We start from the raw sequence: 23,068 nt of genomic DNA on the forward strand, positions 1-23,068 counted from the left end.
CCGCCCGCTCGTCTGTCTGGGGGTCGCATGCGCCTAGGCGCTCAGCGGCTCCCCGTACTCTCTGTGCATGGCAGCGGAGGTAACGATCCACTGCTTGCCAAACTTCCTCGCGTCGATGCCGGCGACGATCTTGCCGTATGAGACCGCCTTGCGGAGTGTGGACTCGCTGAGCCCCCAGAGTTCGCTCGCGTCGGCGAACGACATCAGCCCGTCGAACTCCGTCGTTATGGGCTCGCCGTGTTCCCAGATTTCGTCGCAGGACAGGTCAAGGTTATCGTTCCACGAGACGCCGTATCCGCCGGCGTCGACCTCGACATCCTCGAACAGATGGCCTCTCTTGAGCTCCTGGAAGGCGTCGAATCGCTCGGTAAGCGGTGCGACGTCGTAGAGCTTGGTCGTTCCGTTGACAAACTGCACGCGCATGCAAAGGCCAGGAAGGGGTGTTACGTCCTTTATCTTGTGAAACATGGGACTACTCCTCTCAGTCTAGTGGAGCAAGCGCTCTGAACTCCTGTGTCTCCCACATTTCGATGAGGGCGACTCGATGAAGTCCAATCCATTCGCGGACCATTGTGGCGGCTCGTGAAGGAAGCTCTCCGTCGAGCAAGTTGCCCGTCCGAATGTCGAAGGCCGCTGTGTTGTCTCCATAGATTGCGTGAATGTGCGGAGGGTTGTGCTCCGAGCCAAGGAAGTACATGCGTATGACGATTCCGTAAAAGCGGGCAAGTACGGGCATGCTGACCACCTTCCCTCGGTTGGGAGCAGTATATCACGATACCGTGATACAACGAAATGACGATCTTCTCCTACGCCGGGACGGACGCGGCGGAATGTGGGCCAGCGCAAGGGCTGGCTAACATGTGAGAGAATCGACGTGCCCAAAAGCGACGGCGTTTCAGGTTGGGGGTCGCATGCGCGTGCTGGTGGTGTCCGGCTTCCTTGGGGCCGGGAAGACGACGTTCATCCAGGAGCTCGCCCGTCGCACCGGGCGCGACTTCGTGGTGTACGAGAACGAGTACGGCCAGGCGGACATCGACGCCAAGGTCCTCTCCGAGACCGACGAGCTCTCCGTCTGGGAGTCCACCGAGAACTGCATCTGCTGCTCGGGCAAGCAGGACTTCGCCGCGTCCGTCCTCACGATCGCCAACACGCTCGACCCCGAGTACCTGGTCGTGGAGCCCACGGGCGTCGCGCGCCTCTCCAGCGTGCTGGAAAACGTCGACCAGGTGAGCTACGAGCGCATCTCGCTGCTCGCGCCGCTCGTGATCGTGGACGCGGTCGCCTGGGAGCGTCAGCGCGAGCGCTTCTCGGACATCTACCTCGACCAGGTTGCCACGGCGCCCGTGGTGGTGCTCTCCAAGGTGCAGCATGCGGGGCCGGGCCAGGTCGCCGCCGCGCGGGCGTGGGTGGCCGAGAGGAACCCGGGCGCGCGGATCGTGGACGTGCCGTACGGGCAGCTGCCCGACGAGTTCTTCTCGGCATTGCTCGAGCACGACCTCGACCCAGAGCGCTCCGCGGCGCGTCCGGATGCGGCGTCGGCGGAGGACGAGTTTGAGAGCCTGTCTCTTGCGGGGGTCTCGCTGCCCACGGAGAACCACCTGCTGTGGTTTCTGGACGCCTTGGTCGCAGGGGTCTTCGGCGAGGTCGTGCGCGCCAAGGGCGTGCTGCCCTGCGGTGGCCAGTGGCTGCGCTTTGACGTGGTGGACCGGGCGTGGTCGGTCACCGGGGCCGAGCCGCCCGCTGAGGGCGAGAAGGACGGTGCGCTCGCGGTGTTCATTGGCCCGGAGGTGCGCAGGCCCTGGCTGCGCGAGACGCTGCTGCCGCTCGTGCGCGACGCCGTGGCCGCGGGCCATGCGGAGGCAGCCGATGACGAGTCGCTCGATTACGGGCACCATCACGGGCATCACGACGGGCACCGCCACCATCACGACCACCATCACGAGTAGCGCGTTCTTCTCGCCGCGCGCCGTCGCGTCCCACCCGGCCGAGTGACGCGTTTTGGACGGATGAGGCCGTACGAGGCGGCCGTCCGTCCAAAACGAGCCACTCGCCCGGCGGCAGGGCGCCCCGCGGTAGAATCGCAGGCGAGAAGAACCTGCTGCAGAAGGAGCCGTCATGTCTCAGATCGCCGATCGCGTGGACGCCGAGAACGCCGCTCGCCCGGGAGCGCCGGCCACGCACCCCGAGTTTGATCGCCTGGTCCGCACGATGTGGCGCCTGCGCCAGCCGGACGGCTGCCCGTGGGACCGCGAGCAGACGCACCGCTCCATCACCAAGAACATGGTCGAGGAGGCCTACGAGGCGGTGGAGGCCATCGAGGCGGATGACGCCACGCACCTGGTGGAGGAGCTCGGCGACGTTCTGGAGCAGGTGGTCCTGCACGCGCAGATAGCCGCGGACGACGGCGCCTTCACGATCGACGACGTCATCCACGGCCTGAACGAGAAGCTCGTGCGCCGCCATCCCCACGTCTTTGGCGAGCATGCGGCGGCTGGCGACGGAGGTGAGGTCCAGGACATCTGGGACGAGGTGAAGGCCGCGGAGCGCGCCGCCTCCGGCGAGGACGAGCGGCCGCAGGGGCTGCTCGACAGCGTGCCGCGTTCCCTCCCCGCGCTCATGCAGTGCCAGAAGATCTCCAAGCGCGCCGCCAAGGCGGGCTTTGAGTGGCCGGACGAGGCGGGCGTGTGGGAGAAGGTCGCCGAGGAGCGCGCGGAGATGGAGCGCGAGGCGCCGGGCTCCCCGGAGCGCGCCGCGGAGTTTGGCGACCTGCTCTTTGCGCTCGTGAACGTGGCCCGCTGGGAGGGCATCGACGCCGAGGAGGCGCTCGCGGCCTCCAACCGCAAGTTCAGGGCGCGCTGGGCCCGCATGGAGGAGAGGGCCCGTGAGCTGGGCGTTGTTCTCGACGAGCTTGACGCTGCGGCCCTGAATGAGCTTTGGGACCGTGCGAAGGCGGAGGAGAACCTCTGAGTGCGCCCCCGTGCCGCCGCCCGTCTGGTATAACTAAGGCAGACACAGCGTACAGCCCAGCCAAACACGAACCAGAAACGAAGCAGCGGCATGAGCGAGAGAGTACTCACAAGACCCAGCCTGAGAGTCGGCATGGGGGCACGCCCGGCATCCGCGGGCGCGCCCGGCCGGCGCGTCTCGCGCGCCCAGGGCGCGGCGAGGAGGGCCCCCGGTCGGCGCGCGGAGAAGGGCGCGCCCGCGCGCGGCGACGCGGGAAGGCGTCCGTCGGGCCCGTCTCTCCTGCGCGGCGTGCGGGAGGTCGACGCATCCGGCCTGCTCTCGCGCCTTCGCGCGCCGATCGTCATCGCCGCCGTCGTGCTCTTCGTCCTCGTCTCGGTCTACCCGCCGGCGCAGGGCCTCTATCGCGCGTGGCGTGACCAGGGCGTGAAGCAGGAGACGCTTGACGGGCTCAACGCCAGCATCGAGGAGTATCAGGGAGACATCAGCCGCCTCCAGACCCGCGAGGGCATCGAGGACGAGGCGCGCCGTCGCGGATTTGTGGACGAGGGCGAGGTCGGCGTCGTGCTCGAGGGCGCGCCGGAGGAGTCCGACGACGCCCCCGCCAACGAGGGCGAGGCGCTCCCCTGGTACGTGGCCCTCGGCGACGTCGTCTTCCAGTACGAGGTGAAGTAGCATGACGCGCGTCGCCTGCATCGACATCGGGACCGTGACCGCCCGCCTCGCCGTGGCGGACGTCGAGGGCGGCCGCGTGGTCCGCCTCATCAAGCACTCGGAGATCTGCAACCTCGGCGAGGGGGTCGACGCCACCGGAAGGCTCAGGGATGACGCCATCGGCCGCGTATTCTCATGCGTCCGCGGCTACGTTGCCCTGGCGGTCGAGGCCGGCGCCCCCGCGGCGTGCTGCACCCTCACGAGCGCGGCGCGCGACGCGGAGAACTCGCGCGACATGACGTCTGCGCTCGAGTCCCTGGGCCTCTCGCCGCTCGTCATCCCCGGCCGGATCGAGGGCTCGCTGACGTTTCTCGGCGTGGCCCAGGACTTCCGGGGCCGGCGCATCCTCGTGGCCGACAACGGCGGCGGCTCCACCGAGCTTGCCCTCGGGTCGCTGGGGGAGGACGGGGCGCTCGACCTCACCTACGTGCGCTCGGTCGACGTGGGCTGCCGCCGGGTGACCGAGAAGTACCTCCAGGCTGCCCCGCTGCCGACCGCGGGCGACCTGACTGCCGCCCACGCCTTCGTCGCCGAGGGGTTTGCCCCGGCCGTCGAGGAGGGCGGGCTCTGGGCAGCCGGCTCCGAGCGCGCCGTCGCGGGCGCCCCGGAGGCGCTCGTCGTCTGCGGCGGCACGGTCACGAGCCTCGTGGCCATGGACGCCGAGATGGAGCCCTATGACTCCGCGCGCGTCCACCTTGCCAGCCTCACGCGCGAGAAGGTCGAGGCGCTCGAGGGGCGCCTTGCCGGCCTCACCGTCGAGCAGCGCGCCGAGCTGCCGGGCCTCCAGGCCAAGCGCGCGCCCGTGATTCTGGGCGGCGCGGTCGCCATCTCCGAGCTCATGCGCCAGACGTCCTTCTCGACGCTTCAGGCGAGCGAGTCCGACCTGCTCTTCGGCCTGGCCCTGACGGCCGCGGCCTCGCTCGACGGGACGGCCTCGCCGGTGGGCTGGCGCCCCGAGATGCATGTCCTCCCGGAGCGCCCGCTGCGCTAGGATGGTATGAGCGCGCATATGGGGGCGTGGCGGAATTGGCATACGCAGGAGACTTAAAATCTCTCGCCGCGAGGATTGTGGGTTCGAGTCCCACCGCCCCTACCAGCTGCAACGCAATGCCCGGGACGGCCTCCCGGGCATTTTTGTGTCGGTGCGTTACGGCCGGCCGTTCCCATGCGCCGCCGCGTCGCGTGTCCCCTAGTTGACGAAGAGGTGCGCGCGCCTCTCGAAGTAGACCTTGTTGGCGACGATGAGAACGACGGTCGTGATGGTCGAGGTCACTGTTGAGATGTCGAACATGTCGAGCGGCGAGATTCCTATCACGACCATGACGAACACGGCGTAGAGAATCTGAGCGGCGAGAGACGCCGCGAGGAACATCAGGTAGAGCGACGGCGCGTCGCGCCTGAACTTGGCGAGCCTCATGCGGACGTAGATCGCCGCTCCGGCAAGCGCCACGTATATGATCGCAAAGAGGATGTCGACCGCCCGCAGGCCGGAGTAGAAGGTATAGACCAGGTCTGCGGAGTCCCCATAGCTTGCGCCCGTGAAGAGCGCGAATGCGTTCAGGAGCGACGCCGCGGCGCTCAGAAACAGCTGCGCGTAGATAACGAACTTGAACCACTTCATCCCCTGCGCCGTGCCGTTGGTGGCCTCAAAGGTCGGTGGCTGGGGAGTGGGCTGGGGCATTGGCTGCGCAGGCTGGGGCGCCTGCGGCGTGGGCGCTGCCTCTGGGCGGACGGGCCCGTCCGCGGCAGGCGGCCCGGGGGTCGTCTCGGGGCTGGCCGGGGTTACGGGGCTTCCGCACCCGGGGCAGAAGCGGGCATCGTCGCTCAGCTGTCTTCCGCAGGCAGGGCAGAACATGGCGCCTCCCATCGTCGGGTTTCCTCGTCTCACAATGGTATGCGCGGGACGTTATCTCGCCATTATCAAGCGATAAGAACGGCATACTACTGCCCCAGGCGGCCGTCGCTTGCCCGCCAAAGGATGCCCGCCGGGCAACGCGGTCTGGTATACTCTCCCGTGCGTCCCCATCGTCTAGTGGCCTAGGACATCGCCCTTTCAAGGCGACGACACGGGTTCGACTCCCGTTGGGGGCACCACGAAGCGCTGCGGGCTCGTCCGGGTTTCGGGCGGGCCCGCTTTTCTCGCTGTCGTGACATGCGGGCGGGTGTTCACGAATCCCCTGTGTGGGCGATTATCGCGCAGAATTCGCAATGCGCGATAACGGGTCCCGGAGGGAGAGGCCCCCAGCGGCGCCGCCCCGGCGAGAAGAACGTCGCGCCGGGGCTACCAGTCCAGGTCGTTCTTCTCGGCAAACTGCCGCGCGGACGCCACGAGCCAGTCGTGGCCCTGGCACCAGTTGATAAAGTCGGGCACGTCGGCGATGATGGGCTCCGCCTCGCGCACGGCGAAGACGCTCTCCTCGAATCCGCCCGGCGTCACGTCGGGCCGGTCGGGGAGGTAGGGCTCCACGCAGGTGGGGCGCAGCAGCGCGTAGGCGCCGCCGCGGCAGAGCTGGTCAAAGCCGCGCAGGGCGCGCCGTGCCGCGCTCATGCGGTCGAGCTTGTAGAGGAGGATCACCCGCGCGAGGTGGGACCACGGGTCGCCCTGCCGGGAGAAGCGCGCGTCGAGCTCATCGAAGCCCTTCTCGTCCTCGAGCCGTGCGAGCGCGAGGGCGCAGGTGTGGCGGGCGCCGAGCGGGTCTGATGGGGAGGCGTCCATCACGGAGGTCGCCGCGCGCTCGGCTATGCCGTAGCGCGCCGTGTCGAGGCAGGTTCTCGCCAGGGCGGCACGCAGCCGCAGGTGGGGTCGGTAGAAGACGTCGTCCCAGGCGTCGCCCGGGGGCAGCTCGTCCGAGGAGAAGTCGCGCTCGAGCTCGATGAGGCCCCGGAAGAGCAGGTCGGGGTCGCGGTCCTCCGTGAGCAGCTCGAGCAGGCACGCGTCGAGGCTGCTCTCGTCTATCTCGCGCGCGAGGGTGAACTCGGCGTGCGCCTTCGCGAGCCTTCGCGAGCGCTCCTCCTCGAAGGCGGCGTCGTCGAGGAGGTCGTCGTTCCGGCAGCTCGCCCGATAGGCGTCGAGCGCCCGCGCTATCACGAGCATCGCGCGCTCGGGCGTGTGCTCGATGAACGACTCGGGGTTCTCGCGCACGGCGAGGACCAGCTCGGCGTACGCCTCGTCGGAAAGGGGCCCCAGCTTCTTCAGGCGGCGCTGCGCGCAGCGCTCCACGAGCTCGTCCCATGCGTTCACGACTGCTGGCTCCCCTCTCTTGCCGCCATCGCCTCGCGCGCCGCCTTTGGGTCGATGCGCGCGGCCTCGCGGGCCACCCAGGCACCGAAGGTGCCCCTCCCGGAGCGATCCGTCCCCTCCTGCAGCAGCACGATTCCCTCGCTGACGGCGAGGATGAGCTCGTCCTCGCTGTAGGGCGTCACGTGCAGCCGGGCAAACTCGCCGTCGGGGAGCTCGGCCTGGCGGATGAGCGTCATGGCGCCGCCCGGGTACTTCCGCAGCAGCTTCTCGATCCCCGTGCGCGCGACCATGGGGTTGCCGTTGTGAAACGCGAGCGAGGCACCGGCGAGCAGGGTCCAGGCGTCGTCGGCCGGCCGGCCCGAGGCGAGCGCGGCGTAGCGCTTTGTCAGCGCCAGCCAGCCCTGCAGGTCCTCGAGCTTTGCGAGCGCGTAGGCGAGCGTGAAGCGGACGTCGGAGGTGTCTCGCGGGTCAGATGCGAGGAGCCGTTCGGAGACGTCGATCGCGACGCGGTTGCGCCCGCAGATGAGCGCCTCCTCCGCGAGGGAGGCGAGCCAGCGCCAGTAGGGTCGCATCGCGATGTCCGCCGCGAGGGCGGCGCGCTCGTCGCTCAGCTCGCCGAGCGCCTGGTCGCGCGCCTGCTCGCAGGATGCGCGGACCTCGTCGGCATGGTCGCTGAGGAAGCGGTAGCGCTCGTCGATCGACGCAGTTCTCGAGGACGAGAGCATGCGCGTCGCGTCATGGCACGCCGGGTCGAGCCTCAGGGCCTCCTCGAGCAGCTCCTTCCCGCGCTTGATGAGGTCGGGCGCCTGCTCGTCGGAGGCGAAGGGGAGGCGCCTGTCAACGACGTCGCTCGCCATCGCCACGAGGTGGAAGGCGCGGTCGGCATCCGTCTGGGGGAGACCGTCGCGGTCCTGGGCGAAGCGCCGCCCAAACGAGGCGAAGGCGCGCGCGGCGTCCGCGGGGTCGCCCTTGTCGAGCTCCTCCGCAAAACGCAGGCTCAGTCGCTGGTAGTCCTCTCGCCGTGGGTCGTGCGCCATGCTGCCCCCTCTCGTCCCCCTATGGTAGCCGAGAAGGGCGCGCCACGGGCGGGGGCGGGAGCTCGCGGCTCCGCCCGCGAAGCGGCTCTCGCGCCGGAAACATCGCAATGTTGCCAGTCGATTTCGCTATACTGAATCCGGCCGAGTCGCCGATCCCTCGACGGCCCGGGGCGGTACTTCTCGTTCGGCGAAAACGGGGGAGATGGTCTCCCGTTCGAATCCGTCGCGGTGGCGGCGGCATAGGAATTGGAGGAGTGTTATGGGACGTTTCACCAACCCGCGCGACCTGTACTTTGGTGAGGGCGCTCGCCACGAGGTCAAGAACCTCAAGGGCTCCCGCGCCATGATCGTCACCGGCGGCGGCTCCATGCGTCGTGGCGGCTTCCTGCAGGACGTCGAGGCTGACCTCAAGGAGGCCGGCTTCGAGGTTGAGATCTTCGAGGGCGTCGAGTCCGACCCGTCCGTCGACACCGTGAAGCGCGGCGCCGAGGCCATGCAGAAGTTCCAGCCCGACTGGATCATCGGCATCGGCGGCGGCTCGCCCATCGACGCGGCCAAGGCCATGTGGCTCTTCTACGAGTACCCCGAGGAGACCTTCGAGCAGGCCATCGTCCCGTTCAGCTTCCCCGAGCTCCGCACCAAGGCCAAGTTCTGCGCCATCGCCTCCACCTCCGGCACGGCCACCGAGGTCACGGCCTTCTCCGTCATCACCGACTACGAGAAGGGCATCAAGTACCCGCTCGCCGACTTCAACATCACCCCTGACGTCGCCATCGTCGACCCCGAGCTCACCTACACCATGCCGCAGAAGCTCTGCGCCCACACCGGCATGGACGCGCTGACCCACGCCATCGAGGCCTACGTCTCCACCGCGGGCTCCATGTTCACCGACGCCAACGCCCTCCACGCCATCCGCGAGATCGTCGAGTGGCTGCCCAAGTCCTACCAGGGCGATCACGAGGCCCGTCAGCACATGCACGAGGCCCAGTGCATCGCCGGCATCGCCTTCTCCTCCGGCCTGCTCGGCATCGTGCACTCCATGGCCCACAAGACCGGCGCCGCCTTCTCCGGCGACCACATCATCCACGGCTGCGCCAACGCCATGTACCTCGGCAAGGTCATCCAGTTCAACGCCAAGGACGAGCGCGCCAAGAGCCGCTACGCCTACATCGCCAAGGAGGTCCTGCACCTCGCCGGCGAGACCGAGGACGAGCTCGTCGCGTCCCTCGTCCAGTGCATCCGCGACCTCAACGACAAGCTGGACATCCCGCAGGGCATCAAGAACTACGGCAAGGGCGGCGTGAAGGCCGACGAGTCCATCATCGACTACGCCGAGTTCGAGTCCAAGAAGGCCGACGTGGCCGCCAACGCCATCCTCGACGCCTGCACCGGCTCCAACCCGCGCCAGCCGTCCCAGGAGGAGATGGAGAAGCTCCTCGAGTGCGTCTACAACGACGTGGACGTGGACTTCTAAGCCACGCGTTCTTATCGCTTCGCAGCAGGGGGTCGGGCCTTCGGGCTCGGCCCCCTTTGCGCTTGGGGGTTCGGGTGGAGCCAATCCTGCGGCTTTCATGTCGCTTGTCTTTGTCGGGTACAATGCCGCATCGGAAACGTTGCGTAAGGGGGAGCGATGGGCGAGAAGAACGGGGCGGTCGCGTTCTTTGACGTTGACGGCACGCTGGTGTGGCACGACTTCGAGAGGCTGCGGGCGCGGGCGAAGGAGGGCGCGACCTCCGAGGCCCTTCAGATTCGTCCGAGCGAGGCCGTATACGAGGCGTTTTCCCGCATGCGCGCGGCGGGCAACCTCACCTTCATCTGCACCGGCCGCCACCTGCCGTTCATCCCTCAGGCGATACGCGAGCTCAACCCCGACGGCTTCGTGGCGGGGGCCGGCGCGCTCGTATGCGTGGGGGACGAGGTGGTGCGCGCCGAGTTCATCGAGCGCGACCTGCTCCTCGAGACGGCGCGGCGCTTCGTTGCGGCGGGCATCGACATCACCCTCGAGGGCGACGAGGACAACATCGAGCTCCATCCCTCCGGGCGTCCCGCGCGCTTTCCGGGCTCGCGCCTTGCGCGCACGGCGGAGGAGGTCGCGGAGCTCTCCCGGGAGCGCCGCTACAGCAAGTTCTGCTCGAACGGTGTGGGGGAGCGCGACCTTGTGCCGCTGCGCGACTTCATCGACGCGCACTACACGATCTGCGACCTCCAGGGCGGCGTGCTCGAGTTCTCCATGCGCGGCGTCGACAAGGGGACGGGCATCGAGGCGGCGCTCGCTCACCTGGGGCACGGGCGTGAGGGGACCTTCGCGTTTGGCGACTCGGAGAACGACCTCTCCATGCGCGCCGCCGTGGAGACCTTCGTGGCCATGGGAAACGCGCTGCCCAACGTGCGCGCGGTGGCCGACTACGTGACGCTCACGGCCGCCGAGGACGGCGTGCCCGCGGCGCTGGAGCACTTCGGGCTCATCTAGGACTGCGGCCTCCCGTTCGTGGGGGAATCCCGCCCGAGGGGCCTCCTCCCGCCCGCGGGCCCGCCTCCCTCCCGTAGGGCCTTCATGAGTGACGGCTTTTGGACGGACGAGGGCCTCAAAGGTCGTCCATCCGTCCAAAAGCCGTCACTCGGCGTATGCGGCGTATTCGCGTACGGAGGCGGCCGGCCAGGCGCTACGCCGGATGCCGCTCGTCGTGGGCGGCCACGCCCCGGCGCGCGAGCTCGCAGTCGGAGACGCAGGGAACAAAGCCGTCGCGCGTGAGCTGGTAGGCCTCGTGGCCCTTGGCGAGGAGCAGGACGACGCTCTTCTCGCCCTCCGCGAGCTCGAAGGCTCGGGCCGCCGCGGCCTCGCGGTCGATCACGATCTCGTGGGGATAGCCCTCCGGGAGCGACCGCTCCATCTCGTGGCAGATGTCGAGCGGGTCCTCCGTCCAGGGGTCGTCCGCGGTGAGCACCACGTAGTCCGCATAGCGGGCGGCGACCTCGGGGAGCTCGTGGCGGCGCTCCCGCGCCTTGCCGCCCACCGCCCCGAAGACGGCGATCACGCGGGCGCCCGTGAAGGTGCCCGCGACGGCGGAGAGCAGCGACTCGAAGGCGAGCTTGTTGTGCGCGTAATCGACGATGGCGGTGAGCTGGCGGTCGACGCTGCGATAGAACTCCATGCGTCCGGGGACGCGCGTTTGCGCGAGGCCCTCCGCGATGGCGTCGGGCCCGACGCCCAGCAGATGCGCGGAGAGCGCCGCGGCGAGCGCGTTGGAGACGCTGAAGTCCCCCGGGAAGGGAAGCTGTACGCGGCGCTCCCAGCCGTCGAGGTGCAGCGTGAAGGCAACGCCCTCCTCCGAGTGCGCGATGCCGTCCGCCCAGGCGTCCGCCTCGGGGTGGTCGATCCCAAACGTGAGCGTGCGCGGGGCGCGGGAGGCCGCCTCGAGGACACGGCCTGCATGGTCCGAGTCCAGGTTCACGACCGCGGTCTCGCACTGCGAGAAGATCTTGAGCTTGGAGGTGAAGTAGTCCTCGAAGTCGGCGTGCTCGACGGGGGAGATGTGGTCGAGGCCGATGTTGAGGAAGCAGGCCACGTCGAGGCCCACGCCATAGGTGCGGTCGTACTTGAGCGCCTGGCTCGAGACCTCCATCACCAGGGCGGCGAGCCCCGCCTCGCGCGCGTTGGCGAGGTGACGCCAGAGGTCCGGCGCCTCGGGCGTGGTGTTTCTCGAGGGCTCGTCCGCACGGCCGTCGAAGGTCTCCACGGTGCCGATCATGCCGCAGCTCTTCTCGCCGCGCGCCGCGTCCACGATGGAGCGGAGCATGTAGGCCGTCGTGGTCTTGCCCTTGGTGCCCGTGATGCCTACGGTGGGCAGGTCGCGGTCTGGGTGGCCGAAGGCCTCGGCGGAGGCGATTGCCATGGCGCGGCGCAGGTCGGAGGCCACGAGGGCGGGGACGCCCTGCGCATGGGCGGCAAGCTCGTCCGCGTGCGCGGTGTCGCAGAGGTACGCCGTGGCGCCTGCGGCGAGCGCCGACTCGAGGAACGCGGGCCTGAAGGCCGCCCCCTTGCAGACGAAGAGGTCGCCGGGCCGGACGGAGCGCGAGTCGCAGGAGGCGCCCGTCACGGGCACGGCGTCGTTGCCGGCGGGGATGGACGAGGCAAGCGTCCCGGAGGCCTCGAGCGCCCGCGCGATGTCTGTGAGCGTAATAGTCTTCATACGAGTTAGTATAGCCGCGTCTCGGCGACGCTGCGCCGTATGCTAGACTGCAGGTGCTCGGGCGATTGGCGCAGCGGCTAGCGCAGGTGCCTTACACGCACAAGGTCGGCGGTTCGAACCCGTCATCGCCCACCAGCCATCCTCCGGCCCCCGCCCGCCTCGCGCGGCGGGGGCCTTTTCGTGCCGGCCGACGGCAGCTGCTAGAATTAATCCGCCCTGTGGAAGGGTCCGGATGAAAAAGTGCAGGTCGCTGAAACGCCAGTCGCCCACAGGGCGGATTAATTTTGAGGGGAGATGCCATGACGGAAGAGTCCACCCGCTCATATGGCCGCACGGCCTCGGAGATGCGCCCGGTCACGCTCACGCCCGGCGTCATGAAGAACGCCGACGGGTCGTGCCTCGCGGAGTTCGGCGACACGCGCGTGCTTTGCTCGGCGACGGTGGAGGAGAGCGTGCCCAACTGGCGCAAGGGGTCACATGCGGGCTGGGTCACCGCGGAGTACGCGATGCTGCCGGCCTCGACCAACCGGCGCACGCCGCGCGAGTATCGCGGTCGCAAGGGCCGATCCATGGAGATCGAGCGCCTCATCGGGCGGAGCCTGCGCGCGGTCACGCGCCTCGACCGCCTGGGGGAGATCACGATCACGCTGGACTGCGACGTCATCCAGGCGGACGGCGGCACCCGCACCGCGTCGATCACCGGTGCGTGGGTGGCGCTTCACCAGGCGCTGCTCGGACTCGTGGAGGCCGGGAAGCTTCCACGCCTGCCCCTTACGGGCCGCGTCGCCGCCGTCTCCGCGGGCGTGGTGGACGGCATCGCCCTGCTCGACCTCGACTACCCCGAGGACTCCCATGCTGAGGTTGACCTTAACCTCGTGGGTACCGCCGCCGGGGATATTGTCGAGGTGCAGGGCACCGGCGAGCGCGCCTGCTTCGACCGCGCGCAGCTGGACGCGCTCTTGGACCTCGGCCAGGATGGCATCGCCCGCCTCACCGACCTTCAGGCCCAGGTGACCGGCTTCAGCCTGTAGGTGGGCGCGGGCCCGCCGACCAAAGTGCCTAAAAGGGGCCTGTCCCCTTTTAGGCAAGTTTTCTGACCAAAGGAGGAACGATGGCAGAGATCAGCATCGCCGAGCTGGACCCCGAGCGCACCGTGGTCGTGGCCACGGGCAACGCGCACAAGGTCGTCGAGATAGAGACCATCCTCGCGCCCGTGATGCCGGGCGTTCGCTTTGTCGCCCTCGGGGAGCTGGGCGACTTCCCCGACCCGGTGGAGGACGGGGACACGTTCTTCGACAACGCCCTCATCAAGGCGCGCGCGGCACAGAAGGAGACGGGCCTTCCCATGGCCGTGGCCGACGACTCCGGCCTCTGTGTGGACGCCCTGGACGGCGCCCCCGGGATCTTCTCCGCGCGCTGGGCCGGCGAGCATGGCAATGACGCCGCCAACAACGAGAAACTCATGGCACAGATGGCGGGCGTGCCCGACTCCGAGCGCACCGCGCGCTTCCACTCCAGCGTTGTCCTGGTGCGCGGCGATGAGGTTCTGCGCGGGGATGGCGACTGCGAGGGCCTCGTTGGCCACGAGCCTCGCGGAGAGCACGGCTTCGGCTACGATCCGCTCTTCCTGCCCGCGGAGACGCCGGGCCGCACGATGGCCGAGCTCGCGCTGGACGAGAAGAACCTGATCTCGCATCGCTTCCATGCCCTTGAGGACCTCGCCGACAAGCTGTAGCACAGCCCGTCAGCTGCCCGCCCGCGGCGTTTTTGCACCGCTCGCCCAAAAGGGTGGCGAAACACGTTAGAAATGAGGCACAATCGGTAACCGTCCGGGATGAGGAGTCCCGGTTCGTCGTGGACGGGCAGGGGCCTCGACGCGACGAGTCCTTCTCATAGCTTTTGGCGACCTCGCCCTGGTGGTCGCAGTCACATTGGCCGCGGCCGATGGGGCCGCACGGCGGGCGGGGAGCTTGCCGGTCTATGGAAGGGATGCGTTATGAGAATCGTTCGCGCCAAGGATTACGAGGACATGAGCCGCAAGGCCGCCGCCATCATCGCGGCCGAGGTCACCCTCAAGCCCGACTGCGTGCTCGGCCTTGCCACGGGCTCCACGCCCATCGGCACCTACCAGAACCTCGTTGCCGCCTATGAGGCCGGCGAGCTCGACTTCTCCGAGGTCAAGACCTACAACCTCGACGAGTACCGCGGCCTGCCCGGCGACCACGAGCAGAGCTATCGCTACTTCATGAACGTGAACCTCTTCGACCACGTGAACATCGACAAGGCCAACACCCACGTGCCCGACGGCCTGATGGAGGACTACGAGGCCGCCTGCGCCGAGTACGACGCCGCCGTCGCCGCCGCCGGCAACCAGGACCTCCAGCTCCTGGGCATCGGCAACAACGGCCACATCGGCTTCAACGAGCCCGGCGACGCCTTCGTCAAGGGCACCCACTGCGTGGACCTCACCGAGTCCACCATCCAGGCCAACAGCCGTCTCTTCGACAGCATCGACGACGTGCCGCGTCAGGCGTTCTCCATGGGCATCGGCACCATCATGGCCGCCAAGAGGATTCTCGTCGTGGCCAACGGCGACGCCAAGGCCCAGGCGGTGCACGACATGATCTATGGCCCGATCACGCCGTCCTGCCAGGCCTCCATCCTGCAGCTGCACCCCAACGTGGTGGTCGTGGCCGACGAGGCCGCGCTCGCCAAGTGCCCGGAGGCGTAGGCGCGCGTCGCGCATCTTTCGTCCGTCAGGGGGGGCGATTCCCGGCAGGGGATCGCCCCTTCGTCATGCGGGTCCTTCTCGCCCGACCCTTGTCCGAGCCGGCATGCTCGCGAGCGTGTTCCGGGAGTGCGGCCGCACTGGGCGTGAAAGGGACGCCGGTGCGGCCCGATGGGGCCGATACGCCGGGAAGTGCCCGCCGCGACGCCGGGGACCGACCGCACTCGCGAGTGCGGTCAGCGAGTGCGGTCCGGGAGCGAGTCCGCACGCGTGCCCGCGTGGCGCCGCGCGGCAGGGGCCCGCCCCCTACCAGATCGTGAGCGGCCAGTCCTGTGCGGCGCAGCAGAGGCTGAGCCGCCCGTCGGGCGTGCGCGCCTCGGTGAAGGCGTCGTTCGCCGCCTCTGCGCCGACCGCCCCCGCGAGCGTGCGCATGCAGACGCTCGGCCGGTTGTTCTCCTGCGAGAGGTGCATGGCCACGACGGTCTCGGTGTCCTCTCCCACAAGCGAGCCCAGGGCGTCGGCCGCCTGGGCGTTGGAGAGGTGGCCGGTCCGCCCCGCCACGCGCGCCTTGAGATAGCCGGGGTACGGCCCCGTGGCGAGCATGCGCTCGTCGTGGTTGGACTCGAGGGCGAGGATGCGCACGCCCGCGAGCGCCCCGAGCGCCTCGGGGCCGAGCTCGCCGGTGTCGGTGCAGAACCCGAGCGCGTCGTCGCCGGTCGAGAACCGAAACCCCATCGGGTCCGCGACGTCGTGCGAGGTGGGGAAGGCCTGCACCCGCATGCCGGCCAGCTCGAAGGAGTCGGCGTGCCCCACGATGGTGAAGGGCAGCGCGGAGAGGTACGGGCGGGCGGCGGCCGTGCCCGCGGTGGTCACGAGCTCGCCCTCGAAGTGGTTGCAGAAGACGGTGAGCCCGCCCACGTGGTCGGAGTGCTCGTGGGTGAGCAGGACGGCGCGGACCTCGCCCATGTCCAGCCCGAGCTCCTCCGCCCGGGCGAGAAGCGCCCTGCGCGAGATGCCGCAGTCCACGAGGACGGACCCCTCGGGCCCCTCCACGACGGCGGCGTTTCCCTTGGAGCCGCTGGCCAGGACGTGCAGGTGAATCTCGGGGGTCATGGGCGTCCTCTCGCTGTCGTACACTCTTCCCGTGCGGCGCCCTTCGGGCCGCACGTACTAGGGTAGCCGTTGGGAGGCAGCGCATGCCAAGTGTTTCTCGCCGATACGCCACGGGCCGCAACCGCTTTGCCCGGCCGAGCGGCCGGCCGGACGAGGAGCGGGCCGCCCCCGTGGTGCTCATGGTCTCGGGAGGGGCGGACTCGACGGCCCTGCTCGTGCTCGCCGCGACCTCCGCGCTCGACATCGAGGACGGCCGCGGCGCCGCCCGCATCGCCCGAGAGCGGCTGCACGTGCTCCACGTCAACCACGGCCTGCGCGGCCTGGACGCCAAAGAGGACGAGGAGTTCGTCCGGGACCTCGCCGCGCGCTTCGGCATCCCCTGCACGATCCGGCGCGTGGACGTGGCGGCGCTCGCCGCGTCAACGCCCGGCGGCAACGTGGAGAACGCCGGGCGCGAGGCGCGCTATGCGGAGGCGAGCCGCCTCGCGAACGAGCTCTCCTCCCGCTTCGGCACGCCGCGCTCGGCCGCGCGCATCGTGACGGCGCACACCGCGGACGACCGCGCCGAGACCTTCCTCATGAACGCCATCCGGGGCACGGGTGCGGCTGGCCTCTCGTCCATCCCGCGCCGCCGCAACCGCATCGTGCGCCCGCTGCTCGACCGAACGCACGCGGAGCTCTGCGACCTGCTGCGCATGCGCGGAATCGTCTGGCGCGAGGACGGCACCAACGAGGACACCCACTACCTGCGCGCCTTCGTGCGCCACGAGCTGCTGCCCATCGCCCGAGAGCGCAACCCGCGCGTGGTCGCGAGCCTGTCGACGACCTGCGACATCCTCTCCGAGGAGGACGCCTACCTCACCTCCGTCGCGGCGCGCGTCCTGCGCGAGCTCACGCGCCGCGAAGCCGAGGGGCTCGTCGTGCTCGACGCCGCGCGCCTCGCGGCGACCGAGGTCGCCATCGCGCGCCGGGTGGTCCGCCAGGCGATCCTCTCCGTCTGCCCGGATGCCCGCCTCGAGGCGCGGCACGTGGCCGCGGCGCTGGCGCGCGTCGCTGCGGGGGAGGGCTCGCTGACCGTGCCGATGGGCGCGGACGTGCGCGTTGAGCACGGGCTTCTCGCCATCCGGGCGCGCATCGCCCCGCCTGCGCCGGCCGCGGCGTGGCTCGAGGTGCCCGGCAGGCTGGAGTTCCCGGACGGGCGCGCGCTCACGGCGCGCGTGCTGCGCGTTCCCGAGGGGACGGACGCGGCGGCGCACGCCCGGGCGCACGGGCTCGAGTGGGAGGGGTCCTCCGTCCTGCTCGACGCCGTGGCGGCCGGCGTTGACCCGGCGCGCGGAGGGCGGCTCTGGGTCGACGTTCCCCATGCGGGCGAGGTGCTCTGCCCCCTGGGCATGCACGGACAGTCCAAGAAGCTCTCCGACCTGCTCGGCGAGGCTCGCATCCCCGTTGCGGAGCGCGCGCTTCTGCCCGTCGTGCACACCTCGCCCACGGGCTCGGTCGTGTGGGTGGCGGGCGTGCGCGCGGACGAGCGCGTGCGGTGCGGCGCGCAGACGAGATGGATGCTGGAGTTGACGCTCGTCGTGGGCGAGTAGCAGGCCGTGCGCTATTCTGGAACAATCGAGCCGCCGTGGGGCGTCGGGTGACGCCCGGAAAGGGGAGTGCCATGGAGTCGATGCACCCCGACGTTCAGGGGATTCTGCTCAGCGAGAAGGACATCCACGACGTCGTGAGCCGCATGGGCGCGGAGATCTCTCGCGACTATGCCGACAAGAACCCGCTGGTCGTGGCCGTTCTGCGGGGTGCCGTCGTCTTCATGGCAGACCTCATGCGCGCGATCGACTGCCCGATGGCCATCGACTTCATGGCGGTGTCGAGCTACGGCGAGGGCGCCAAGAGCTCGGGCGTCGTGCGGATCGTGAAGGACCTCGACACCAAGATCGAGGGGCGCAACGTCCTTATCGTCGAGGACATCCTCGACTCCGGCCTCACGCTCTCCTACCTCATGCGCATGCTCTCCAACCGCAACCCGGCCTCCATCGAGGTCGCGGCGTTCCTCGTGAAGGACGTGCCGGGCAACCGTCCCGCCGTCACCCCGCGCTACGTGGGCGCCCACGTGCCCGACGAGTTCATCGTGGGCTATGGCCTCGACTTCGCGGAGCGCTACCGCAACCTGCCCTACATCGGCATCCTCAAGCCCGAGGTCTACCAGAAGTAAGACGCCCGGCCCGCGGCCGGTGGGCGAGAGGCCCGTCACGCATCGTAAGGAGTACCGTGTCCCAGCAGAACAAGCCCGACCTTCCGACCCCGCCGGGAATGCCCGGCCCCGAGCACCGTCGCTCGATCGTCATCTCAACGGCCATCGTCGTCGCCATCGTGCTCTACCTGGTCTTCTCCATGGGCGGCGCCCTCACCCCGGGAGGCAAGGGCCCCGACACGCTTGCGACCAACGAGTTCGTGACCGCGGTCAAGGACGGGCGCGTGCACGATGCCACGTACAAGACCTCGGACGGCAGCGTCTCCGGCACCTACTGGCATGACGAGAAGGACGCGGAGGCCGACAACGAGGGCGCCCTCGTGCGCTACACGAGCGTCTACGTGGGGACCGACTCGCTTGCCGAGCTCATGGCCGCGCACCCGGATGTCACCTACAAGATCGACACCTCGGACTCGGCGATGCTCGAGACGATCCTGCTCTCCGTGGTGCCCACGCTCCTTCTGGTGGGCGTGTTCGTGTTCTACATGAACCGGATGTCCGGCCAGCAGGACAAGACGATGTCGTTCGCCAAGACCAAGGCCAAGACGGCCGAGAGCGAGCGACCCAAGGTGAAGTTCTCGGACGTCGCGGGCATCGACGAGGCCGTGGAGGAGCTCCAGGAGGTCCGCGACTTCCTCTCCGACCCCGATCGCTACCACAGCATGGGCGCCCGCATCCCGCGTGGCGTGCTGCTCATGGGCCCTCCGGGCACGGGCAAGACGCTCCTGGCCAAGGCCGTGGCCGGCGAGGCGGGCGTCCCGTTCTTCTCGATCTCCGGCTCCGACTTCGTGGAGATGTTCGTGGGCGTGGGCGCCTCGCGCGTGCGCGACCTCTTCAAGCAGGCCAAGGAGGCCGCTCCCTGCATCGTCTTCATCGACGAGATCGACGCGGTTGGCCGCCAGCGCGGCGCGGGGCTCGGCGGCGGTCACGACGAGCGCGAGCAGACCCTGAACCAGCTGCTCGTCGAGATGGACGGCTTCGAGGACAACTCCTCGGTCATCCTCATCGCGGCCACCAACCGCCCCGACATTCTCGACCCGGCGCTCCTGCGCCCCGGCCGCTTTGACCGGCGCGTGACCGTGGACCGTCCCGACGTGCGCGGCCGCGAGCAGATCTTGCGCGTCCACGCCGAGGGCAAGCCCTTCTCCGACGACGTGGACTTCGAGCGGCTCTCCAAGATCACTCCCGGCTTCACGGGCGCGGACCTCGCCAACCTCATGAACGAGTCGGCCCTTCTCGCCGCGCGTCGCCACAAGGAGACGATCGGCCCGGGCGAGGTCGAGGAGGCCATGGAGCGCGTCATGGCCGGACCGGAGCGCAAGAGCCGCGTCATCACGGAGCGCGAGCGCCGCGTGATCGCCTACCACGAGTCCGGGCACGCCCTCGTGGGGCACGTGCTCGAGAACTCCGACCCCATCCACAAGATCAGCATCGTGAGCCGCGGCCAGGCGCTCGGCTACACGATGCAGGTCCCCGAGGAGGACCACTTCCTCGAGACGCGCGACGGCATGCTCGACCAGATCGCCGTCCTTCTCGCCGGGCGCACCGCCGAGGAGCTCTTCTGCGACGACATCACCACGGGCGCGAGCAACGACCTCGAGCGCGCCACCAAGCTCGCGCGCACGATGGTCACGCGCTACGGCATGAGCGAGGAGCTGGGCGCGCAGGTCTTTGGTGAGGCGCAGCACGAGGTCTTCCTGGGCCGCGACTACGCCAACCACCAGGATTACTCCGCCGAGACCGCCAAGCGCATCGACGACGAGGTCGAGCGCATCATGCGCGAGGGTCACGGGCGCGCCCGCGCGGTTCTGGACGAGCGCCGGGGACAGATGGACACGATGGCGCGCGTGCTCCTGGAGCGCGAGACCGTCGAGGGCGAGGCCGTGGACGCCCTGCTCGAGGACCGCTGGGACGAGTACGCCTCCGGTGACGGGACTGCCGAGAAGGACGGCGCAGACGCGTAGGCCCTCGCGGATAAAAGTGATAGGTGCTGCCGGTTATGGAGTTCTTCTGAACCAATAACCGGCAGTTTCTGTATCTACAGCTAAAAAACGATAGAAGGTACTACCAAAATGACTGACAGCTGCCAGAACACCGCTCGTCAGATGGCGGAACGCTTCAGGGAAGAGAGGGGGTACGTTCAAATAATGCGCAGGTAGATTGGGGTAACTAGAGGGTCTTCGCGTCAGCTTGATGCTACGTTCTGGAAAGAAAACGGGGATGTTTTGGAAGTGCCCCCGACAGGACGTGGAGGAGGTGTCGCGGTTGGCCAAGCAGCTGTCCCAGAGCGTGCGCATCAAGATCAACGAGACCGATCGCGACGTCCTTCGTGCGATGGGCCTCAGGGCGGGAGGCCCCAACGTGAAGGTCACCGTCCCCAACCGCGAGTTCGCCGACGGCATCAGCAAGTCCGCCCAGGCAGTCCGCCGCTCCTGTCAGAAGCTCGAGAGGATGGGGCTCATCAGAAGCTGGCGGACCAAGCGCGCGGACGGGAGCTTCGACGCCAACAGGTACGAGGTCACGCTGGTGGGCTGGGCGGTGCTCAAGGGCGCGCCGGAGCAGGATAAATCCTGATAACGGCTTGCCGCGGAGCGTCCGTGTGGTCCTTCTCGCGAGTACAATGAGCCGCAGCAACGTGCGAGCGGCGGTGCCGCGAGAGGAGAGAAGCATGTCACTTAACGAGAAGAGCGTCGCCTACGGCGCGCAGAAGTCCTCCATTCGAGAGATCTCCGCCTATGCGGGGGAGCGCAAGGCCCAGATCGGGGCCGAGAACGTCTTCGACTTCTCGCTTGGCAACCCGTCGATTCCCGCCCCCGACGCCGTGCGCGCCTCCATCGAGAAGAGCCTCACGCTGCCCGCCACGCAGCTCCACGGCTACACGCCGGCGAGCGGCCTTCCCGCCGCGCGCGAGGCCGTGGCCGCGAGCCTCTGCCGCCGCTTCGGCGAGGGGACGGCGTCTGCCGGGGACCTCTACCTCACCTGCGGTGCGGCCGCGTCGCTCTCCATCTCGTTCCACTCAATCGTCAACCCGGGCGACGAGGTTATCGTGATCGCGCCGTACTTCCCCGAGTACCGCGTCTGGATCGAGACCTCGGGCGCCACGTGCGTGGAGGTGCTCGCGGACCCCGCCACGTTCCAGATCGACACCGCCGCCGTGGCTGCCGCCATCACGGAGCGCACCAAGGCCGTGGTCATCAACTCGCCCAACAACCCGGTGGGATCGGTGTACTCCCGCGCCAACCTCGAGGCGCTCGCGGACGTGCTGCACGAGGCTGAGAAGCGCCTCGGCACGACCATCTACCTCGTGGCCGACGAGCCCTATCGCGAGATCACCTACGGCGCCGAGGTGCCCTGGGTGCCGGGCGTCTACGACCGCACGATCGTGTGCTACTCCTACTCCAAGAGCTTGTCGCTCCCGGGCGAGCGCATCGGCTGGGTGCTGGTGCCGCCGACCAACCCCGAGCACGACGATCTGGTGCTCGCCGTGGCCGGGGCCGGCCGCAAGCTGGGCTTCGTCTGCGCGCCGGCGCTCTTCCAGCGCGTGCTCATGGACTGCGTGGACTGCCCGAGCGACGTCGAGGCCTACGCCGAGAACCGCCGCGCCCTCACCGAGGGGCTCTCCGCGCTGGGCTACGAGTTCATCGAGCCCGAGGGCGCGTTCTACCTGTGGGTCAAGGCGCTGGAGCCGGATGCGGGCGCGTTCTTCGAGCGCGCCAAGGCCCTCGAGCTGCTGCCCGTCCCGTCTGACTCCTTCGGATGCCCGGGCTGGGTCCGCGTGGGCTACTGCGTGAGCCACGAGACCATCGTCAACTCCATGCCCGCCTGGGCCGCCCTCGCCGCCAGCTACCGATGAGTCAAAAGGGACAGGCACTTTTGACCCATTTTGAGGAGAGCCATGCTGCAGAACCGCTGTGACGTCCACACGCACACGCTCTACTCGCGCCACGCCTACTCCACGGTGCGCGAGAACGTGCTCGCCGCCCGCGAGGCGGGCCTCGAGCTTCTGGGCGTGACGGACCACTTCTCCGACATGCTCTTCCCCAACACCGACCTCACGCGCGGGAGCCTTCGCGACTACCAGCACTTCATCAATATGCGGGTCTGGCCGCGTACGTGGGAAGGCATCCGCCTCCTGCATGGCGCGGAGGCGGACATCCGAACGCTTGACGGGCGCCTCTTCGGCCAGGGCATCGAGGTTGCCGAGGACATCACCGGGCGCTCGCTGAGCGCCGCCGCTACGCTCTACGACCGGGTCGTTGCTGGCTGCGACTACGTGATCGCGAGCGTCCACTACAAGGAATTTGCCGCAGGGGCCTCGCTCGCGCAGACCACGCAGATGTATCTCGGGGCCCTCGCCCAGCCCAAGGTGCTCGTGCTCGGCCACACGGGCCGCGCCGGCGTGCCCTTTGACGTCGACGAGGTGGTGGGGGAGGCCGCGCGCCGGCACAAGCTCATAGAGATCAACGAGCACAGCCTCGAGATCAGCCGTCGTGACGGCCGCACCTGGACGAGCTGCAGCAAGATTGCCGAGAAGTGCGCCGAGCTTGGGTGCCAGATCGTGGTCAACACGGATGCGCACATCTGCCCGTCGATCGGCCGTACGCCCAACGCGCTCGAGATGCTCGAGCGGATTCACTTCCCGCAGGAGCTGGTGGCCACGCGCTCGGCAGAGGCGTTCCTCTCGGCGATGGCGACTACCGGCCTTGAGGTCCCGGGCTTCTAATCAGGGCCCCTGCGCCGATTGTCGGTGGTTTTTCGCCAAGGTGCCAAGTATCACCAAGTTAGTGTCATTTTTCTACCGGCACATTCGCAGCGGGAATTTGTCTA

Annotated in this window: 22 protein-coding genes, 3 tRNA genes and 1 pseudogene; 18 read left to right on the forward strand and 8 right to left on the reverse strand. The window is 68.8% G+C overall.

The window, feature by feature from the left end:
• Positions 1 to 33: 33 nt before the first annotated feature.
• On the reverse strand, positions 34 to 468 hold the full coding sequence (locus tag E0L17_RS08185; protein ID WP_075278989.1) for a helix-turn-helix domain-containing protein: 435 nt from the start codon (positions 466 to 468) through the stop codon (positions 34 to 36).
• A 13-nt stretch (positions 469 to 481) separates the two neighbouring features.
• A complete protein-coding gene (locus E0L17_RS08190) occupies positions 482 to 736 on the reverse strand; it encodes a DUF4160 domain-containing protein (RefSeq protein ID WP_075278988.1) in 255 nt (84 codons plus the stop codon).
• Between the two features lie 175 nt (positions 737 to 911).
• Here E0L17_RS08190 and E0L17_RS08195 point away from each other — a divergent pair, with 175 nt between their 5' ends.
• The 5 genes from E0L17_RS08195 to E0L17_RS08215 all read left to right on the forward strand — a co-directional run bounded on the left by E0L17_RS08195 (position 912) and on the right by E0L17_RS08215 (position 4,774).
• Complete coding sequence (locus tag E0L17_RS08195) at positions 912 to 1,946, forward strand: CobW family GTP-binding protein (RefSeq protein WP_167930764.1); 1,035 nt, start codon at positions 912 to 914, stop codon at positions 1,944 to 1,946.
• A 169-nt stretch (positions 1,947 to 2,115) separates the two neighbouring features.
• Positions 2,116 to 2,967 (forward strand): nucleoside triphosphate pyrophosphohydrolase, encoded by an 852-nt coding sequence (gene mazG / locus E0L17_RS08200; RefSeq protein ID WP_167930765.1) that lies wholly within the window; start codon positions 2,116 to 2,118, stop codon positions 2,965 to 2,967.
• A gap of 90 nt (positions 2,968 to 3,057) precedes the next feature.
• Entirely contained in the window at positions 3,058 to 3,639 is a 582-nt protein-coding gene (locus tag E0L17_RS08205; protein WP_167930766.1) for a hypothetical protein, read from the forward strand.
• A gap of 1 nt (position 3,640) precedes the next feature.
• Positions 3,641 to 4,669, forward strand: coding sequence for a Ppx/GppA phosphatase family protein (locus E0L17_RS08210; protein WP_167930767.1), 1,029 nt, complete (start codon positions 3,641 to 3,643; stop codon positions 4,667 to 4,669).
• 20 nt (positions 4,670 to 4,689) lie between these two features.
• Positions 4,690 to 4,774 (forward strand) — tRNA-Leu (locus tag E0L17_RS08215).
• 93 nt (positions 4,775 to 4,867) lie between these two features.
• On the opposite strand, the gene E0L17_RS08220 is transcribed toward E0L17_RS08215, so the two are convergent.
• On the reverse strand, positions 4,868 to 5,359 hold the full coding sequence (locus E0L17_RS08220; RefSeq protein ID WP_286163385.1) for a hypothetical protein: 492 nt from the start codon (positions 5,357 to 5,359) through the stop codon (positions 4,868 to 4,870).
• A 108-nt stretch (positions 5,360 to 5,467) separates the two neighbouring features.
• A pseudogene (locus E0L17_RS11280) lies at positions 5,468 to 5,545 on the reverse strand (zinc-ribbon domain-containing protein); the annotation flags it as partial.
• Positions 5,546 to 5,696: 151 nt separating this feature from the next.
• Between E0L17_RS11280 and E0L17_RS08225 the strand changes: the two are divergent.
• Positions 5,697 to 5,772 (forward strand) — tRNA-Glu (locus E0L17_RS08225).
• Positions 5,773 to 5,959: 187 nt separating this feature from the next.
• Here the strand turns inward: E0L17_RS08225 and E0L17_RS08230 are convergent.
• Positions 5,960 to 6,919 carry a hypothetical protein gene (locus tag E0L17_RS08230; protein ID WP_167930769.1) on the reverse strand — a complete coding sequence of 320 codons (960 nt, stop codon included), beginning with the start codon at positions 6,917 to 6,919 and terminating at the stop codon, positions 5,960 to 5,962.
• Positions 6,916 to 7,956, reverse strand: a complete 1,041-nt coding sequence (locus E0L17_RS08235) for a cupredoxin domain-containing protein (RefSeq protein WP_167930770.1) — start codon at positions 7,954 to 7,956, stop codon at positions 6,916 to 6,918. The genes E0L17_RS08230 and E0L17_RS08235 overlap by 4 nt, the downstream gene beginning before the upstream one ends.
• Before the next feature lie 259 nt (positions 7,957 to 8,215).
• Between E0L17_RS08235 and E0L17_RS08240 the strand changes: the two genes are divergently transcribed.
• A complete protein-coding gene (locus tag E0L17_RS08240) occupies positions 8,216 to 9,430 on the forward strand; it encodes an iron-containing alcohol dehydrogenase (RefSeq protein WP_167930771.1) in 1,215 nt (404 codons plus the stop codon).
• A 156-nt stretch (positions 9,431 to 9,586) separates the two neighbouring features.
• Positions 9,587 to 10,426 (forward strand): HAD family hydrolase, encoded by an 840-nt coding sequence (locus tag E0L17_RS08245; protein WP_167930772.1) that lies wholly within the window; start codon positions 9,587 to 9,589, stop codon positions 10,424 to 10,426.
• A 193-nt stretch (positions 10,427 to 10,619) separates the two neighbouring features.
• Here E0L17_RS08245 and E0L17_RS08250 read toward each other — a convergent pair whose 3' ends face one another.
• Complete coding sequence (locus E0L17_RS08250) at positions 10,620 to 12,146, reverse strand: Mur ligase family protein (RefSeq protein ID WP_167930773.1); 1,527 nt, start codon at positions 12,144 to 12,146, stop codon at positions 10,620 to 10,622.
• Between the two features lie 59 nt (positions 12,147 to 12,205).
• Here E0L17_RS08250 and E0L17_RS08255 point away from each other — a divergent pair.
• From E0L17_RS08255 to nagB, 4 genes are all read left to right on the forward strand, one after another.
• Positions 12,206 to 12,281, forward strand: a tRNA-Val gene (locus tag E0L17_RS08255).
• Positions 12,282 to 12,445: 164 nt separating this feature from the next.
• Positions 12,446 to 13,177 (forward strand): ribonuclease PH, encoded by a 732-nt coding sequence (gene rph, locus E0L17_RS08260; RefSeq protein WP_167930774.1) that lies wholly within the window; start codon positions 12,446 to 12,448, stop codon positions 13,175 to 13,177.
• A gap of 80 nt (positions 13,178 to 13,257) precedes the next feature.
• The gene (gene rdgB, locus E0L17_RS08265; RefSeq protein WP_167930775.1) at positions 13,258 to 13,881 is read left to right on the forward strand and encodes an RdgB/HAM1 family non-canonical purine NTP pyrophosphatase; all 624 of its coding nucleotides are present in this window, start codon (positions 13,258 to 13,260) and stop codon (positions 13,879 to 13,881) included.
• 261 nt (positions 13,882 to 14,142) lie between these two features.
• A complete protein-coding gene (nagB, locus tag E0L17_RS08270; RefSeq protein WP_167930776.1) occupies positions 14,143 to 14,877 on the forward strand; it encodes a glucosamine-6-phosphate deaminase in 735 nt (244 codons plus the stop codon).
• A 303-nt stretch (positions 14,878 to 15,180) separates the two neighbouring features.
• Here the strand turns inward: nagB and E0L17_RS08275 are convergent, their stop codons facing one another.
• Entirely contained in the window at positions 15,181 to 15,987 is an 807-nt protein-coding gene (locus E0L17_RS08275; RefSeq protein ID WP_167930777.1) for an MBL fold metallo-hydrolase, read from the reverse strand.
• A gap of 83 nt (positions 15,988 to 16,070) precedes the next feature.
• Between E0L17_RS08275 and tilS the strand changes: the two genes are divergently transcribed.
• The 6 genes from tilS (at position 16,071) to E0L17_RS08305 (ending at position 22,964) form a co-directional block, all read left to right on the forward strand.
• Positions 16,071 to 17,579 carry a tRNA lysidine(34) synthetase TilS gene (gene tilS / locus E0L17_RS08280; RefSeq protein WP_206109078.1) on the forward strand — a complete coding sequence of 503 codons (1,509 nt, stop codon included), beginning with the start codon at positions 16,071 to 16,073 and terminating at the stop codon, positions 17,577 to 17,579.
• 71 nt (positions 17,580 to 17,650) lie between these two features.
• Positions 17,651 to 18,202: a hypoxanthine phosphoribosyltransferase gene (gene hpt, locus E0L17_RS08285; RefSeq protein WP_167930778.1), complete on the forward strand. Its 552-nt coding sequence runs from the start codon at positions 17,651 to 17,653 to the stop codon at positions 18,200 to 18,202.
• 98 nt (positions 18,203 to 18,300) lie between these two features.
• Complete coding sequence (gene ftsH, locus E0L17_RS08290) at positions 18,301 to 20,205, forward strand: ATP-dependent zinc metalloprotease FtsH (RefSeq protein ID WP_167930811.1); 1,905 nt, start codon at positions 18,301 to 18,303, stop codon at positions 20,203 to 20,205.
• A 301-nt stretch (positions 20,206 to 20,506) separates the two neighbouring features.
• A complete protein-coding gene (locus tag E0L17_RS08295; protein ID WP_167930779.1) occupies positions 20,507 to 20,815 on the forward strand; it encodes a winged helix-turn-helix domain-containing protein in 309 nt (102 codons plus the stop codon).
• Positions 20,816 to 20,909: 94 nt separating this feature from the next.
• A complete protein-coding gene (locus E0L17_RS08300; RefSeq protein WP_167930780.1) occupies positions 20,910 to 22,094 on the forward strand; it encodes a pyridoxal phosphate-dependent aminotransferase in 1,185 nt (394 codons plus the stop codon).
• Between the two features lie 42 nt (positions 22,095 to 22,136).
• The gene (locus tag E0L17_RS08305; protein ID WP_206109079.1) at positions 22,137 to 22,964 is read left to right on the forward strand and encodes a phosphatase; all 828 of its coding nucleotides are present in this window, start codon (positions 22,137 to 22,139) and stop codon (positions 22,962 to 22,964) included.
• Positions 22,965 to 23,068: the final 104 nt, after the last annotated feature.

Source organism: Olsenella sp. SW781 (assembly GCF_012027725.1).
Classification (GTDB): Bacteria; Actinomycetota; Coriobacteriia; order Coriobacteriales; family Atopobiaceae; genus Thermophilibacter.

What these genes read in the sequence shown, in the direction of transcription:
- E0L17_RS08275 (WP_167930777.1), bottom strand. Translation starts at nt 15,987, where the DNA reads ATGACCCCCGAGATTCACCTGCACGTCCTGGCCAGCGGCTCCAAGGGA.
- tilS (WP_206109078.1), top strand. Translation starts at nt 16,071, where the DNA reads ATGCCAAGTGTTTCTCGCCGATACGCCACGGGCCGCAACCGCTTTGCC.
- rph (WP_167930774.1), top strand. Translation starts at nt 12,446, where the DNA reads ATGACGGAAGAGTCCACCCGCTCATATGGCCGCACGGCCTCGGAGATG.
- E0L17_RS08210 (WP_167930767.1), top strand. Translation starts at nt 3,641, where the DNA reads ATGACGCGCGTCGCCTGCATCGACATCGGGACCGTGACCGCCCGCCTC.
- E0L17_RS08245 (WP_167930772.1), top strand. Translation starts at nt 9,587, where the DNA reads ATGGGCGAGAAGAACGGGGCGGTCGCGTTCTTTGACGTTGACGGCACG.
- E0L17_RS08190 (WP_075278988.1), bottom strand. Translation starts at nt 736, where the DNA reads ATGCCCGTACTTGCCCGCTTTTACGGAATCGTCATACGCATGTACTTC.
- E0L17_RS08235 (WP_167930770.1), bottom strand. Translation starts at nt 7,956, where the DNA reads ATGGCGCACGACCCACGGCGAGAGGACTACCAGCGACTGAGCCTGCGT.
- E0L17_RS08185 (WP_075278989.1), bottom strand. Translation starts at nt 468, where the DNA reads ATGTTTCACAAGATAAAGGACGTAACACCCCTTCCTGGCCTTTGCATG.
- E0L17_RS08240 (WP_167930771.1), top strand. Translation starts at nt 8,216, where the DNA reads ATGGGACGTTTCACCAACCCGCGCGACCTGTACTTTGGTGAGGGCGCT.
- E0L17_RS08220 (WP_286163385.1), bottom strand. Translation starts at nt 5,359, where the DNA reads ATGCCCCAGCCCACTCCCCAGCCACCGACCTTTGAGGCCACCAACGGC.
- ftsH (WP_167930811.1), top strand. Translation starts at nt 18,301, where the DNA reads ATGCCCGGCCCCGAGCACCGTCGCTCGATCGTCATCTCAACGGCCATC.
- E0L17_RS08195 (WP_167930764.1), top strand. Translation starts at nt 912, where the DNA reads ATGCGCGTGCTGGTGGTGTCCGGCTTCCTTGGGGCCGGGAAGACGACG.
- E0L17_RS08205 (WP_167930766.1), top strand. Translation starts at nt 3,058, where the DNA reads ATGAGCGAGAGAGTACTCACAAGACCCAGCCTGAGAGTCGGCATGGGG.
- rdgB (WP_167930775.1), top strand. Translation starts at nt 13,258, where the DNA reads ATGGCAGAGATCAGCATCGCCGAGCTGGACCCCGAGCGCACCGTGGTC.
- hpt (WP_167930778.1), top strand. Translation starts at nt 17,651, where the DNA reads ATGGAGTCGATGCACCCCGACGTTCAGGGGATTCTGCTCAGCGAGAAG.
- mazG (WP_167930765.1), top strand. Translation starts at nt 2,116, where the DNA reads ATGTCTCAGATCGCCGATCGCGTGGACGCCGAGAACGCCGCTCGCCCG.
- E0L17_RS08305 (WP_206109079.1), top strand. Translation starts at nt 22,137, where the DNA reads ATGCTGCAGAACCGCTGTGACGTCCACACGCACACGCTCTACTCGCGC.
- nagB (WP_167930776.1), top strand. Translation starts at nt 14,143, where the DNA reads ATGAGAATCGTTCGCGCCAAGGATTACGAGGACATGAGCCGCAAGGCC.
- E0L17_RS08300 (WP_167930780.1), top strand. Translation starts at nt 20,910, where the DNA reads ATGTCACTTAACGAGAAGAGCGTCGCCTACGGCGCGCAGAAGTCCTCC.
- E0L17_RS08250 (WP_167930773.1), bottom strand. Translation starts at nt 12,146, where the DNA reads ATGAAGACTATTACGCTCACAGACATCGCGCGGGCGCTCGAGGCCTCC.